The sequence below is a fragment of the Paracoccus sp. PARArs4 genome, from assembly GCF_947311865.1.
GTDB lineage: Bacteria > Pseudomonadota > Alphaproteobacteria > Rhodobacterales > Rhodobacteraceae > Paracoccus > Paracoccus zeaxanthinifaciens.
In genome coordinates this window covers 34,638-49,069 of record NZ_CAMZMW010000014.1, presented here as the reverse complement: position 1 = coordinate 49,069, position 14,432 = coordinate 34,638, and the positions used below count along the sequence as shown (strand labels likewise).

At 69.6% G+C, this 14,432-nt stretch carries 14 protein-coding genes; 10 read left to right on the top strand and 4 right to left on the bottom strand.

The annotated features are described in order from the left end of the window. Positions 1-31 precede the first annotated feature (31 nt). Positions 32-1,627, top strand: a complete 1,596-nt coding sequence (locus QMZ16_RS12195; protein ID WP_282603476.1) for an alpha-glucosidase — start codon at positions 32-34, stop codon at positions 1,625-1,627. Here QMZ16_RS12195 and QMZ16_RS12190 read toward each other — a convergent pair. Beyond that, the gene (locus QMZ16_RS12190; RefSeq protein WP_282603475.1) at positions 1,606-2,547 is read right to left on the bottom strand and encodes a LysR family transcriptional regulator; all 942 of its coding nucleotides are present in this window, start codon (positions 2,545-2,547) and stop codon (positions 1,606-1,608) included. The genes QMZ16_RS12195 and QMZ16_RS12190 overlap by 22 nt on opposite strands. Before the next feature lie 116 nt (positions 2,548-2,663). Between QMZ16_RS12190 and QMZ16_RS12185 the strand changes: the two genes are divergently transcribed. The 4 genes from QMZ16_RS12185 to QMZ16_RS12170 all read left to right on the top strand — a co-directional run bounded on the left by QMZ16_RS12185 (position 2,664) and on the right by QMZ16_RS12170 (position 5,776). After that, complete coding sequence (locus tag QMZ16_RS12185; protein WP_282603474.1) at positions 2,664-3,602, top strand: ring-cleaving dioxygenase; 939 nt, start codon at positions 2,664-2,666, stop codon at positions 3,600-3,602. Between the two features lie 24 nt (positions 3,603-3,626). Next, the gene (locus tag QMZ16_RS12180; protein ID WP_282603473.1) at positions 3,627-4,529 is read left to right on the top strand and encodes a LysR family transcriptional regulator; all 903 of its coding nucleotides are present in this window, start codon (positions 3,627-3,629) and stop codon (positions 4,527-4,529) included. A 100-nt stretch (positions 4,530-4,629) separates the two neighbouring features. Continuing rightward, positions 4,630-5,040 (top strand): DoxX family protein, encoded by a 411-nt coding sequence (locus QMZ16_RS12175; RefSeq protein WP_051142320.1) that lies wholly within the window; start codon positions 4,630-4,632, stop codon positions 5,038-5,040. After that, positions 5,033-5,776, top strand: coding sequence for a VOC family protein (locus tag QMZ16_RS12170; protein ID WP_282603472.1), 744 nt, complete (start codon positions 5,033-5,035; stop codon positions 5,774-5,776). The genes QMZ16_RS12175 and QMZ16_RS12170 overlap by 8 nt, the downstream gene beginning before the upstream one ends. A 36-nt stretch (positions 5,777-5,812) precedes the next feature. On the opposite strand, the gene QMZ16_RS12165 is transcribed toward QMZ16_RS12170, so the two are convergent. Continuing rightward, complete coding sequence (locus QMZ16_RS12165) at positions 5,813-7,309, bottom strand: VOC family protein (protein ID WP_282603471.1); 1,497 nt, start codon at positions 7,307-7,309, stop codon at positions 5,813-5,815. 154 nt (positions 7,310-7,463) lie between these two features. Between QMZ16_RS12165 and QMZ16_RS12160 the strand changes: the two genes are divergently transcribed. The 5 genes from QMZ16_RS12160 to QMZ16_RS12140 are packed head-to-tail and all read left to right on the top strand — an operon-like array spanning position 7,464 to position 12,010. Further along, positions 7,464-8,396 carry a pirin family protein gene (locus tag QMZ16_RS12160; protein ID WP_282603470.1) on the top strand — a complete coding sequence of 311 codons (933 nt, stop codon included), beginning with the start codon at positions 7,464-7,466 and terminating at the stop codon, positions 8,394-8,396. A 49-nt stretch (positions 8,397-8,445) separates the two neighbouring features. Next, positions 8,446-8,988 (top strand): DUF924 family protein, encoded by a 543-nt coding sequence (locus tag QMZ16_RS12155; protein ID WP_282603469.1) that lies wholly within the window; start codon positions 8,446-8,448, stop codon positions 8,986-8,988. A gap of 37 nt (positions 8,989-9,025) precedes the next feature. Next, positions 9,026-10,069: a histone deacetylase family protein gene (locus tag QMZ16_RS12150; RefSeq protein WP_282603468.1), complete on the top strand. Its 1,044-nt coding sequence runs from the start codon at positions 9,026-9,028 to the stop codon at positions 10,067-10,069. Positions 10,070-10,096: 27 nt separating this feature from the next. Further along, positions 10,097-11,533, top strand: a complete 1,437-nt coding sequence (locus QMZ16_RS12145; RefSeq protein ID WP_282603467.1) for an asparaginase — start codon at positions 10,097-10,099, stop codon at positions 11,531-11,533. Between the two features lie 48 nt (positions 11,534-11,581). After that, complete coding sequence (locus tag QMZ16_RS12140) at positions 11,582-12,010, top strand: type II 3-dehydroquinate dehydratase (protein WP_282603466.1); 429 nt, start codon at positions 11,582-11,584, stop codon at positions 12,008-12,010. 239 nt (positions 12,011-12,249) lie between these two features. Here QMZ16_RS12140 and QMZ16_RS12135 read toward each other — a convergent pair whose 3' ends face one another. Continuing rightward, the gene (locus QMZ16_RS12135; RefSeq protein ID WP_282603465.1) at positions 12,250-13,623 is read right to left on the bottom strand and encodes a trehalose-6-phosphate synthase; all 1,374 of its coding nucleotides are present in this window, start codon (positions 13,621-13,623) and stop codon (positions 12,250-12,252) included. A gap of 9 nt (positions 13,624-13,632) precedes the next feature. Continuing rightward, the gene (gene otsB / locus QMZ16_RS12130; protein WP_282603464.1) at positions 13,633-14,361 is read right to left on the bottom strand and encodes a trehalose-phosphatase; all 729 of its coding nucleotides are present in this window, start codon (positions 14,359-14,361) and stop codon (positions 13,633-13,635) included. Positions 14,362-14,432 lie beyond the last annotated feature (71 nt).

Genomic DNA, 14,432 nt, shown 5'->3' with positions numbered 1-14,432 from the left:
GGGAATCCCAGACACCAGAGAGGTGACGACGATGACGGAATGGTGGCGCGACGCGGTGATCTACCAGATCTATCCCCGCAGCTTTCAGGACGGAAACGGCGATGGCATCGGCGACCTTGCGGGCATCACCCGCAGGCTGGACCATGTGGCATCGCTTGGGGTGGACGCGATCTGGCTGTCGCCGATCTTCACCTCGCCGCAGAAGGACATGGGCTACGACGTCTCGGACTATACCGATATCGACCCGCTGTTCGGGGACCTTGCCGATTTCGACGCGATGGTCGCCCGCGCGCACGAGCTGGGGCTGAAGGTCATCATCGACCAGGTCATCAGCCATTCCAGCGACAAGCACCCCTGGTTCGCCGAAAGCCGCCGGTCCCGCAGCGGACCCAAGGCGGACTGGTATGTCTGGGCCGACCCGAATCCCGACGGCACGCCCCCGAACAACTGGCCCTCGGTCTTCGGTGGCCCCGCATGGGAGTGGGAGCCGCAGCGGCGGCAGTACTACCTGCACAACTTCCTGGCCGAACAGCCCGACCTGAACATGTGGAACCCGGCCGTGCAGGACGCGCTGCTGGACACGATGCGCTTCTGGCTAGAACGCGGCGTGGACGGGTTCCGGCTGGATACGGTCAACTACTATTTCCACGACGCGCAGCTTCGCGACAATCCGCCCAACCCCGATTACGACGGGCCGGAAACCTATCCGCGCCAGCTGCATGTCCATTCCAAGAACCAGCCGCAGAACATCCCCTTCCTGAAACGGATGCGCGCGCTGACGGACGAATATCCCGACCGCATGATGGTGGGCGAGGTCGGCGACGGCGGCGAGACCTCGATCCGGATCATGTCGGAATACACCGCCGGCAGCGACCGGCTGCACATGTGCTACAGCTTCGAGATGCTCAGCCCCGAATTCACCGCGGCGCATTTCCGCAACGTGATCGAGGGGGTCCAGCAGGGCGCGCCGGACGGCCACAGCTGCTGGAGCTTCTCGAACCACGATGTCGTGCGCCACGTGACGCGGTGGGCGGGTCACGCCGTCGACCAGGACCGCATGGCCGCGCTGTCGGCCGCGATGCTGATGTCCTTCCCCGGCACGATCTGCATCTACCAGGGCGAGGAGCTGGGCCAGTCCGAGACCACGCTGGTCTACGAGGAACTGACCGATCCCCCCGCCCTGCGCTTCTGGCCCGAGGTGAAGGGCCGCGACGGCTGCCGCACCCCCATGACATGGGAGGCCGGGGCCGCGAATGCGGGCTTCTCGGAGGTGGCGCCCTGGCTGCCGGTCAAGGATGCGCAGGCCGCGCGGGCGGTGGACGCGCAGGGCAACGACGGCCCGCTGGCGGCCTATCGCGCGATCATCGGGCATCGCAAGGCGCAGGATGCGCTGCGCTTCGGGGCGACGCGGTTCCTCGACCTGCCCGAGCCGATCCTGGCCTTCGCCCGCGGCGAGGGCCAGGATGCGCTGACCTGCGTGTTCAACCTGTCGCCCGAACCCGCGATCCTGCGCGGCGCGGTCTCGGACCCGGTCGGCCCCTCGGATGCCAGCCGCAAGGGCGACGAGCTGCACCTGCCGGGCAACGGCTTTGCCTGGCTGCCCGGTCAGGTCGCGCTGCGCGCCTGATCCCCGGCCAGCCCCGACAGCGCAAGGTCGCGCTGCCAGGGCGGGTCCTCGGCAAAGGCGCGGGCGATGTGGTCGATGAAGGCCCGCGTCTTGCGCGGCATCGGGCGGACCGGCGGCCAGACCACGCTTATCGGCAGCGGGTCCTGTTCCAGCTGCGCCAGCACCGGCACCAGCCGCCCGTCGCGCACCGCGTCGTGGCAGATGAACAGCGGCAGCAGCGCAAGGCCCAGCCCGCCGATCGCCATGTCGCGCATCGCCTCGCCGTTATTGGCGGTGATGCGGCCATGGGCGGGGGCGGGCACGCCCGCGAAGGGCCAGATGTCCCCCAGCCGCGCGTTGAGATAGCTGATGACCCCGTGCCCCGACAGATCCTCGGGGTGGGTGACGGGGCCGTATTGCGCAAGGTAATCGGGGCTGGCGACCAGAAGGCGCGGATCGTGGCACAGCCTGCGCGCCATCAGGCTGCTGTCCTTCAGATGCCCAATCCGCAGCCCCAGATCGAAACCCGCGCCGCGCAGGTCCACGTGGCGGTCGTCGTAATCCAGCACGATCTCCAGCCCCGGATGGGCGCGGGCGAAGCCTGCGATCACCGGGCCCAGATGGCGGATGCCGAAGCTCATGGGGGCGGCGATGGCCAGGCGGCCGCGCAGCTCGGTCTCGGGGGCGGCGATGCTCTCGGTCGCGGCCACCAGCTCGGCCAGCGCGGGGCGCAACCTTTCGGACAGGTCCAGCGCGGCATCGGTCGGCGTGATCCGGCCCGCATGGCGCGTGAACAGCGCGGCGCCGATGGCCGTTTCGAAATCGCTGATCCGCTTGCTGACGACGGATTTCGACAAATCGGCACGCGCCGCCGCCCCCGAGATGGTGCCCGCATCCATCACGGCCAGGAAGGTGCGTATGTCCGACAGGTCCCAATCCATCGCCCGACCATGCACCCGAGCGGTGCCGTTCGGCAACGGCGAACGCGGCGTTTCCTGCGTGACGCCTGCCGGGAACGGACGAAAGCGTGCATATTCTACCGCAACGCATTCGGACAATGGGATCACGCATCATGCAGCTGACCGGCATCCACCACCTGACGGCGATCACCGCCGACGCCCCCGGCAACAACCGCTTCTATACCCAGACGCTCGGGTTGCGGCGGGTCAAGAAGACGGTGAACCAGGACGACACCTCGGCCTATCACCTGTTCTTCGCGGACGGGGCGGGCAGCCCCGGCACCGACATCACCTTCTTCGACTGGCCCGCCCCGCCCGAACGGCGCGGCACCAACGCGATCACCCGCACCGGGTTGCGCGTCGCCGAATCCAGCCTGGATTACTGGGCCGACCGGCTGGGCGGCAGCATCGTCACGCTGGACGGTCGCCCCACGCTGGACACCGAGGACCCCGAGGGTCAGCGTCTGCGCCTGGTCGCGGCACCCCACCCCGCGGGCCAGCCCTGGGATCGCAGCCCGGTTCCGGCGGAACACCAGATCCACGGGCTTGGACCGATCACCATCTCGGTCCACGATCTTGGCCCGACCGAGGCGGTGCTGACGCAGGTGATGAACATGCGCAAGGTGCGCGACTATGCGAGCCCCGACGGCAGCGGCCATGTCCATGTCTTCGAGATGGGCGAGGGCGGCGCCGCGTCCGAACTGCATGTCGCGGTCCAGCCCGAACTGCCGCAGGCGCGCCAGGGCGCGGGCGGCGTCCACCACGTCGCCTTCCGCGTGCCCGACCAGGCCGCGCTGACCGAGTGGACGCAGCGCGTCGGCCGCTTCCGCGTCCCCAATTCCGGCGAGGTCGAGCGCTTCTACTTCCGCTCGCTCTATTTCCGTGAACCCGGCGGCAACCTGTTCGAGCTGGCGACCGACGGCCCCGGCTTCGACGTGGACGAACCCCACGAGACGATGGGCGAGGCCCTGTCGCTGCCGCCCTTCCTGGAAGGCAAGCGCGACCGGATCGAGGCCGGGCTGAAGCCACTTGCCTGAACTGCACGCCACCCGGGGACGGCCATGGACCGGCTGAGCGCCGACCGCATGTTCGTCGAGGTCGCGCGCCGCGGCAGCTTCTCGGCTGCGGCGGCGCGTCTCGGCTGTTCGGCGGGGCAGGCATCGAAGCTGGTCTCGGCGCTGGAGGCGCGGCTGGGCGTGCGCCTGCTGATCCGCACCACCCGCGCCGTCAGCCTGACCCCCGAGGGCGAGGAATACCTGCCGCGCATCGCCGCCATCCTCGACCAGATGACCGAGCTGGACGACCGGCTGCGCAGCAATGACGGCCAGCCGCGCGGCCTGTTGCGGCTGACCGCGCCCCTGACCTTCGGCACCGCGCAACTGATGCCCGCGCTGGCCGATTTCGCCCGCGCCCATCCCGCGATTCGCCTGGACGTGGATTTCACAGACAGCATCGTCAGTCTGGCCGAGGGCGGCTTCGACGCGGCGATCCGCGTGGGCCAACCACGCGACAGCGCGATGGTCGCCCACCCCCTGGGCGTGATGACCGTCGTCGCCGTCGCCTCGCCCCTCTATTTGGACGCGCGCGGGACGCCCCGCACGCCCGACGCGCTGGAGGGGCACGACTTCATCACCGACATGAACTTCGTCCGCCCCGACGACTGGACCTTCGGCGAGGGGGGCGATGCGGTCACCATCCGCGCGACGGTCCGGCTGCGGTTCTCGAATGCCGAGGCCTGCATCACGGCGGCGATCGCGGGGCTGGGCATCACCCGCGTGCCGGATTTCATCGCGGCCCCGCATCTTCGGGACGGCAGGCTGGTGCAGGTGCTGGGCGATTTCCCCCAGGGGCAGTCGCCGGTCATGGCGCTGGCGGCGCAGGGGCGGCACATCCCGTCGCGGCTGCGCCTGCTGATCCGGTTCCTGCAGGACCGGTGGGGGCCCGGTCACGGCTGGGCCGATTGATTCCCAAACGGAAGCAATCATCTTCCGGAAGTCCGGATTATCGCCGCCGCCGCAACATGCGATCTTCGCCTCGATGATGACCACCCGCACGAGGTTTATAATGCTTGCGACCCTGAATTCCCGCCTTCACGCCCCCGAAACCGCCGCGCTGATCCTGCGCGTGGCGATGGGCATCCTGTTCTTCGCCCATGGCTGGGTGAAGCTGACCGTCTTCACGCCCGCAGGCACGGCGGGCTATTTCGCCTCGCTCGGGCTGCCGGGGGGGCTGGCCTATCTGACCATCGCCGCCGAGCTGCTGGGCGGGATCGCCCTGATCGTCGGCTGGCAGGTGCGGCTGGTGTCGCTGGCGCTGGTGCCCGTGATGCTGGGCGCGCTGTTCTTCGGCCACGCACATGCGGGCTTCATGTTCAGCAACGAGGGCGGCGGCTGGGAATATCCCGCCTTCTGGACCGTCGCGCTGCTGGTCCAGGCCATGATCGGCGCGGGCAAGCCCGCCATCGGCCATGACTGATCCGCGCGGCATCGCCCGCGTCGTCCTGCGGGTGCGCGATGCCGGCACGGTCGGCGCGTTCTATCGCGATGCGATCGGCCTGCACCCCATGGGGGCGGGCCGGTTCGGGGATGGCCGCCGCGTGCTGGTCGAGCTGATCGACGACCCCGCGGCCACCCCGCGCGATCCGCGGGCGGCGGGCCTGTTCCACACCGCGATCCTGCTGCCGGACCGGGCCGATCTGGGCGCATGGGTGACCCATGCCGCGCGGTCGGGGCTGCAGCTGACGGGGGCCTCGGATCATGGCGTCTCCGAGGCGATCTATCTGAACGACCCCGAGGGCAACGGGATCGAGATCTATCGCGACAGGCCGGCTGCCGAGTGGGTCCGCGATGGCGACCGGGTCGAGATGTTCACCCGCAGGCTGGACCTGACCGATCTTGCACGCGCGGCCCATGACGACTGGGTCGGCGTCCCGCGCGGCACGGTCGTGGGCCATGTGCACCTGCAGGTCGGCGATCTTCCGGCGGCGGCCGGGTTCATGACGGGCGACCTGGGCCTGACACGGACCTTCGCGGCGGGTGGCGGTGAATGGTTCGGCTGGGACGGATATCACCACCACCTGGCCGTCAACACTTGGAACAGCGCCGGGGCCGGTCCGCGCGATGCGCGGATGGCGGGGCTGGAAAGGATCGTGCTGAGGGGCATCGCCATCGATGCGCAGGACCCCTGGGGCACGCGCTTCAGCGGCGAATGACGACGGGCCCCGGCAGCGATGCCGGGGCCCTTTGCGTCAACCGGGCAGCCATTCGGTCGCAAGATCCAGGTCCGCCTGCGTGATCTCGTGGCCCGCATCCAGGACCTCGGCCCGAAGGTCGGCACCGTTTGCGGCCAGCCATTCGTTCAGCGCGGGCGCATGCGTGCCATAGGGGTCGCGCGCGCCCTGCAGGGTCAGGACGCGGCTGCCCGACAGGTCGGTCGCGGGCGGATCCTCCAGCGCCAGCATGGGACGGATCAGCACGGCGCGACGGATCAGACCCGGATGCAGCGCCACCACCGCGCCCGCGAAATTCGCGCCGTTGCTGTAGCCCAGCACCGTCATGCGCCCCGGATCTAGGTCATAGGCCCGGATCGCGCCATCCCAGAACGCGGCGAAGGCGCGGGCCTCGGCGCGGATGTCGTCCTGGTCGAACCGCGCCATCGACAGGCGGCGGAAGAACCGGGCCACGCCCTCGTCCGTGGAACGCCCGCGCAGGCCCAGCAGCGTCGCGCGGGGGGCGATGCGATGGGCCAGCGGCATCAGGTCGGTCTCGGACCCGCCGGTGCCGTGCAGCAGGACGATGGTGCTGCCATCGGGATCGTCGGGCCGATGGATGCGGTGAACGAAGGGCAGGTCGCGCATGGGAATCCTCCTGTCGCCCGGTCGGGCGAATTGCGGCAGTTGCAGCCGAAGCTGCAGGTCGTCGGTGACATGCGGCGGGACCATCAGGGTCCGGCCAAGCGCGTCGGCAGGCTCGTCCACGGTCATGCCGGGACCGTCGGTCGCGAACTCGATCAGCGCGCCCCCCGGTTCGCGGACATAGGCCGATTGGAAATAGCGCCGGTCGTGCATCGTGGCCCCGCCCAGCCTTGCGACATGGTCGTCCAGCGCCGCCGCGTCGGGCACGCGCAGGGCGACGTGGTCGATGACGCCCGTACCGGGAATACCCGCCACGAAGCCCCGCGTATCGCGGATGTCCAGAACCCCCGTATCTGCGGCAAGGCGCGTCACGGCCCCTTCGCGACCGACGGGGCGGAACCCGGCGGGGGCCAGCCAGTCGATGGTGGCATCGGCATCCTCGGACCAGATCGTCGCGCCGAAGATGCGCGCGGGCGGCGCGGGCCAGCCCGCATCGGGCGCATCCGTACCCACCAGCCTGACGGTGATCCCGTCGGGATCGCGCAGCCGCAGGACCGGGTCGCCGAACTCGTGCAGCGGTCCCTCGATGCGGATGCCGCGCTGCATGGCGCGGGTCAGCCAGTCGCCGATGCGCCGGCGCGGGATGGCCAGCGCGATCTCGGTCGGCTGGCCATGGCCCACGCGCCCCGCCGACCCGTCCTGCCAGACGAGGAAGCTGACCAGCGTGCCGGGCGATCCCGCCGCGTCGCCATAGAACAGGTGCAGCTGGCGGGCATCCTCGAAGCCGGCGGTCTGCTTGACCAGTGCCAGCCCCAGAAAGCCCATCCAGAAATCGACATTCGCCTGCACGTCGCGCGTGATGGCAGTGATGTGGTGAAGTCCTGTCGTCATCGCGGACCTCCTTTCCCCGCGAATGTGCCAGCGCGGGTCGTTCCCCGCCACTGAACGCATACGCAACCCGGCGTTCGCGCAGGCCGAACGCCGCGGTGCTTGTCCCGCATGCGATTCGCGCCCACCCTTGCTGCAACACAACGGAGGAACGCAGATGAGCTGGAACCCCGCACTGACCCCCGGCTGCCCCGACACGGTCGGCGCCGACGCCATCGAGACGCTGATCATCCCCCGCGCCCGCGACCTTGGCGGATTCGAGGTGCGCCGCGCCCTGCCCGCCCCGCGCCGGCAGATGGTCGGGCCCTTCATCTTCTTCGACCAGATGGGCCCGGCCGAGTTCCTGACCGGCCACGGCATCGACGTGCGCCCGCATCCCCATATCGGGCTGGGCACGGTGACATATCTCTATCGCGGGGATTTCCACCACCGCGACAGCGTGGGCTCGGACCAGGTGATCACCCCCGGCGCGGTCAACTGGATGGTGGCCGGGCGCGGCGTGACGCATTCCGAACGCAGCAGCAGCGCGACGCGCGACGGGCCCAGCAGCCTGTTCGGCATCCAGACCTGGATCGCCCTGCCCGAATCCCACGAGGACATGACCCCCAGCTTCGAGCATCACGGCAAGGACAGCCTGCCCGTCATCCGCGACCAGGGCATCGAGGCCCGCCTGATCCTCGGCCGCGCCTATGGCGAGACGGCGCCGGTGACGATGTATTCCGACACCTTCTACCTGGACGTGGTGCTGGGCGCGCGGGCACGCTTTCCCCTGCCGCGCGACCACGAGGATCGCGGCATCTACGTCACCGAAGGCTCGATCACGGTTGCCGGACAGGAATTCGAGGCGGGCCGGATGATGGTCTTCCGCCCCGGCGACGAGATCACCGTGGCCGCAGGCGATCGCGGCGCGCGGCTGATGGCCCTGGGCGGCGAGACGCTGAACGGTCCGCGCCACATCTGGTGGAACTTCGTCGCATCCTCGCGCGAGAGGATCGAGGAGGCGAAACGCGAATGGGCCGCCGGACGTTGGGGAGAGGGGCTGTTCGACCTGCCCACCGGCGACCGCGACGAATTCATCCCCCTGCCCTGACTCGGGGCCTGACACGGGCCCCGACACGTACGCGACAAGGAACGGCGACATGACCAAGACCCCGCAGGATGTTCTGGATTTCTGGTTCGACCCGGCCATGCGGCCGTGGTGGTTCAAGAAATCCGACCAGGTCGATGCCCGCATCGCGGACCTGTTCGGCCCCACCTACGAGGCCGCCCATGCGGGCCAGCTGGACCACTGGCGCGACGACCCTCAGGGCGCGCTGGCGCTGGCCATCGTGCTGGACCAGTTCCCGCGCAACATCTTCCGGGACAGCGGGCGCGCCTTCGAATCGAACAACCATGCGCTGGCGGTGGCCCGCGACGCGCTGGACCGGGGCCATGACGCGCAGACCGACCCCGACGCGCGGCAATTCTTCTACCTGCCCTTCATGCATTCCGAGGACCTGGCGGACCAGACCCGCTCGGTCGCGCTGTACGAGGACCTGGGCAACGCCCATTCGCTGCATTTCGCCCGCGAGCATCGCGACATCGTTGCCCGATTCGGTCGCTTTCCGCATCGCAACGCGGCACTGGGACGACAGACCACCGAGGAAGAGGCCGAGTTCCTGAAGCACCATTCGGGGTTCTGACTTGCGGGGCCGCGCGCCCCGCCCTAGCCTGCCCGACATGAGCGATCTTCCCTGCTTCTACGCCCCCGAGACCGCCGACCACGACCCGCAGTTCTGGATGCTGCGCGGCGTGCCTTCGCGCAACAAGGAAACCGCCGAGCGGGCCGAGCGCCTGCTGGCCGGGATCGCCGATGCGGGACTGACCGTGCATCCCGTGCCCCCGACCGACCGCGCCGCGATGCACGAGGTCCATACCACGCGCTATCTGGAATTCCTGCGCGACGGCTGGGCGGAATGGCAGAAGGCCCCCGGCGCGGGCCCCGAGGTCGTCGCGAACCTGCATCCGCAGAAGGTCGGCCAGACCTATCCCGAAGGGATCACCGGGCGCGCGGGCTGGCACATGGCCGATACGGGCTGCCCCCTTGGTCAGCACACATATGCCGCCGCGCTGCGCGGGGTCGATACCGCGCTTGCCGCGACCGAGGCCGTGCGCAAGGGCGCCCGCGCCGCCTATGCGCTGTGCCGTCCCCCGGGGCATCACGCCGATGCCGATACCGCCGCGGGGCACTGCTTCCTGAACAATTCGGCCATCGCGGCACAGACGCTGCGCGGCGATCACGACCGGGTCGCGATCCTCGATATCGACGTGCATCACGGCAATGGCACGCAGGCGATCTTCCATGACCGGGCCGATGTGTTCACCGTCTCGATCCATGCCGATCCGTCGAACTTCTATCCCTTCTACCTGGGCCACGCGCACGAGGTCGGACAGGGCACGGGCAAGGGCGCGAACCTGAACCTGCCGCTGCCCATCGGATCGGGCGACGAGGACTGGCTGGCCGCGCTGGACCGTGCCCTCGCGCGCATCCGCGACCACGCGCCCGGCGCGCTGGTCGTGGCGCTTGGACTGGACGCCCATGAGAACGACCCCTTCAAGGGCCTGGCCGTCACCACCCCCGGCTTTGCCGTGGCCGCCCGCCGCATCGCCGCGCTGAACCTGCCCTCGGTCATCGTGCAGGAGGGCGGCTATGTGTCGGAGGACCTGACGCGCAACCTGTCATCCTTCCTTCGGGGCTGGATCGGCGTCCGTCAGCCCGTATAAGGGCCCGCGACAGGACGGGGGCATCGCATGCGCATCTGCATCATCAATACCGGCGGAACGATCACCAGCCTGGGTCAGCCGCTGGCCCCCATGCACCCGAGCGATTTCGCCGACGCGATGCGCCGGCTGGTCGAACCGGCGATCCGCGCCACCATTCCCGGTGTCACCCTGCACGTGGACGACACGCTGCGCTTTCCGGGCAGCGGGAACGGCACGCTGGACAGTTCGGGCCTCGTGCCGTGCGACTGGTGCCGGATGGCCGCGCATCTGCTGTCGCTGCATGACGATTACGACGGCTTCGTGATCCTGCACGGCACCGACACGATGGATTATTCGGGCGCGGCGCTGTCGATGCTGCTGGGCGAATGGGACGCGGACGGGATCGCGGTGCAGGCGCTGTCCAAGCCGGTGATCCTGACCGGATCGCAGGTCCCGATCTTCGTCGACTCGGCCGAAGGGGTGGTGCTGAACGCGCTGTCGGACGCGCTTGGCAACCTGGCGGGCGCGATCCGGGCCGCCACCCTGCGCATCCCCGAGGTGGGGCTGTTCTTCGACGGCAGCCTGCTGCGCGGCAATCGCGCGCTCAAGGTCTCCAGCACGGATTTCGCGGCCTTCGACAGCCCGCATCTGCCACCGCTGGCCCGTGGCGGCATCGGAATCCGGCGCATGGCCACCGCCCTGCCCGGACCGGCCACGCCCGCACGCGCGCTGGACCCCGCCCGCACCCTTGCGCGTCTGGACAAAATCGCCGACCGGATCGAGGCGCAGCAGGTCGTCATCCTGCCCGCCATTCCCGCCGGCACGCCGGTCCTTGCCCGCATGATCGACGACGCGCTGGAACGCGGCGCGACGGGCCTGATCATCGAGGCGTTTGGCGAGGGGAACCTGCCCGAGGGCGACGGCAGCCTGCAACGCGCCCTGTCGCGCGCCGCGCAGACGGGGGTGCCGGTCGTGCTGACCAGCCGCGCCATCGGCGGCGCCGTGGGTGCGCTGCATTACGCCGCGGGCACCTGGATCACCGCGACGGGGGTGATCATGGGCGGCGACATCACCGCCGTCTCGGCGCTGGCCAAGCTGACGGTCCTGCAGGCGCAAGGGCTGCGCGGCGATGCGCTGGCCACGGCCATGCGCCGCGCGCTGGCGGGCGAATGCCGCGCGACCGACCGCATGACGGACGCGCTGCATCCCGGCCAGGCGCTGCAGGCCGCCGATTGCGACGCGGAACTGGTGAACGACCCCCGGACCGGCCCCGCACTGCATCGCGGCGGGCGGGTCGCCTGGCAGGCGCCCGGTCCCGGCACGCTGCGGCTGGCGAGCGGGCTGCTGGTCGTCGGGCATGACGGGCAGGTGCTGTGGTCCGGCCCCGAGACGCATGCGGGCCACCTTGCGCTGCTGGATGCGCGGGGACTGGTGCTGATCGATCCGGCGGGCGAAACCGCGGGCCATGTGCTGCTGCCCTGCTGACAGCGGCCGCGCCGCAGGCTAGGCATGAACGAAACGCACGAGGTCCCGATGTCGCAGATTTATGTCCTGAACGGTCCGAACCTGAACCTGCTGGGCCAGCGCCAGCCCGAAATCTATGGCCACGAGACGCTGGCCGATATCGAGGCCCTGTGCAGCGAGGCCGCAGGCCCGCACGAAATACGGTTCCTGCAGACGAACTGGGAAGGCCAGCTGATCGACTGGATCCACGAGGCCCGCCTGCAGGCCGCGGCCATCGTGATCAACCCCGCCGCGCTGACCCATACCTCGGTCGCGGTGCTGGATGCGCTGAACGCCTTCGACGGCCCCGTGATCGAGGTGCATATCAGCCAGGTCCACAAGCGCGAGGCGTTCCGGCACCATTCCTATGTCTCGCATCGCGCGGATGCGGTGATCGCGGGGATGGGTGTCCACGGCTATGGCGCGGGCGTCGCCCATGCGGTGCGGCTGATCGGCTGAGGAACGATCGGCCGCCGGTCTGTCCGCAGGGAGGAGGGGTGCGTCAGATCCGGCGGCCTACTTCGCTGGTCCAATCCAGAAGGCCAGGAGGCCCGGAACCGGTGGGTTGAACACTCGAGGTGGCGCGACCTCGTAACCCAAGGTTGCGCCCGTTTTCCCGCCCCGTCACGCATCACCGCATCGCGGCGGGGGTGCGGGCGCGATCTGCCGCGCGGGGCGGCAGAAACGCAGGCCGTTGCCTATTCGGTCAGCGCGTCCTGCGCGGCTTCCTCGTCCAGCGCCTTCAGATAGGCCGCCGACCACCAGGCGACGTCCTTCTCCAGCACCACGGACAGCAGCTCCTGGTGGCGGGACTTGCGCTCGGCCTTGGACATCCGCATGGCCGAGGCCATCGCGGCGGCGGTCTCGTGGGCGTCATGGGGGTTGATGACCAGCGCCGCGGGCATCTGCTCGACCGCGCCGGCAAAGCGCGACAGGATCAGCACGCCCGGATCCTCGGGGTCCTGGGCCGCGACGAATTCCTTGGCCACCAGGTTCATCCCGTCGGCCAGCGGCGTCACCAGCCCGATGCGCGCCTGCCGGTACAGCCCCGCCAGCACCTGCCGCGGATAGGGGCGGTTGATGAAGCGGATCGGCGTCCAGTTCAGCGTGGCGAACTGCCCGTTGATGCGGCCCGCCAGGTGCTCGGTCTCCTCGCGGATGTCGTCATAGGCCTGCACGCCGCTGCGCGTGGGCGGGGCGATCTGCAGGAACGAGATCTGCTCGTGCAGGTCCGGGATCTTGTCCAGAAGCTGCTGGAATGCGCGGAAACGCTGCGGGATGCCCTTGGAGTAATCCAGCCGGTCCACGCCGATCATCAGCCGGGCATTGGTCAGGAAGCGGACGCGGTCGGCATCCGGCGCATCGCGCGCCTCCTCGACGAAGGATCGCGCGTCGATGCCGATGGGGAACACCTCGGCGCGCAGGGTCCGTCCGCCAAGGGCGAAGCGGTTCTCGTCCGTCTGCTCCATCCCGGTCATGTGGTGGCCGCTGGCCGCGAAATTGTCCAGGTCGCGGCGCGCCTGGAACCCCACGAGGTCATAGGCCATCATCCAGTCGAACAGCTCGGCCGGGTTGGGCAGGGTCGCGCATTCGGCGGGCGCCGGGAAGGGGATGTGCAGGAAATGCCCGATGGCGTTCCGCACCCCCAGCTTGCGCAGCTCGGCCCCAAGGGCGAACAGCTGGTAATCCTGCACCCAGATGCGGTCATCTGGGCGCAGATGCGGCACCATCAGCCGCGCGATGCGGGCGCTGACCTTGCGGTATCCGTCCAGATAGATCGGATCCAGATGCGACAGGTCCGCCCGCCCGTGGCAGATGGGCCAGAGGACCGAGTTCGAGAAGCCCAGGTAGTAGTTGTGGTGATCCTCGGGGGACAGGTCGAAGGACAGGCGGTCGAAGGCCGCGCCGGGATGGTCGATCAGCGCATCGGCCGGATCGTCGACCGGTTCGCCGGAAAAGCCGATCCACAACCCGCCGGAACTGCGCAGCGCATCGTCCAGCGCCACCACGAGTCCCCCCGACGGATTGTCACCAAGGGGAAGACGATTCGAGACGACGACAAGGCGGGACATGATGTTCTCTCAGTTCTTCTGCAATGCTTCGTCCAACCAGTCGGCCAGCGCCGAGGGGTCGGGAAGACGGTGGCGGGCGGCGGTCATGCCGTCCCCGATCTTGATGGCGAAACCGCCGCGCGACTGGGCCTCGGCCATGGCGGGTTCGTCGGTCGTGTCGTCGCCCGCGAAGACGGGCATGCGCCCCGCGAAGGGCGGATGCTGCATCAGGCGGGCCATCGCGGTATCCTTGCCCACCCCGCCCGGGCGCAGCTCCAGCGCCATCTTGGCGGGTTGCAGCTGCAGGTGGGGATGCTCGGAGGCCAGCGCGGCCATCGTATCCTCGACGAAGCCGCGCAGCGCGGGGTCCGCGCGGTAATGCATGGCGACGCCGTGGGGCTTCTCCTCGACCAGGATGGCGGGATGGGGGGCCGCAAGTTCGCGGGTGCGGGCATGCAGCGCGGGCGCGTCGAAGGGATGTTCGTGCAGCGGCTCCACGTGGCCCGGCCCGGTGGACAGTTCGGAGCCGTGGCTGCCCGCGATCCAGCCACCGAACTCGGGCAGCATCCGGCGCAGGTCGCCCACGTCCCGCCCCGAGATCAGCGCGACCGCGCCCCCCTGCCGGTCGTGCAGCAGCGCGAGCCTGCGCCGCAGCGCGTCGGTGATCACCACCGCATCGGGTCGCGGCGCGATATCCACGAGACAGCCGTCGAAATCGAGGAACAGGGCGGCATCCGCAGGAAGGACTGGGGGCGTCATGTCTGGCCTTTCGTTTCTTGCGAAAGATGAACACGCAGCCCCGGCCTTGGGTTCACCCTGTCGTGACCACA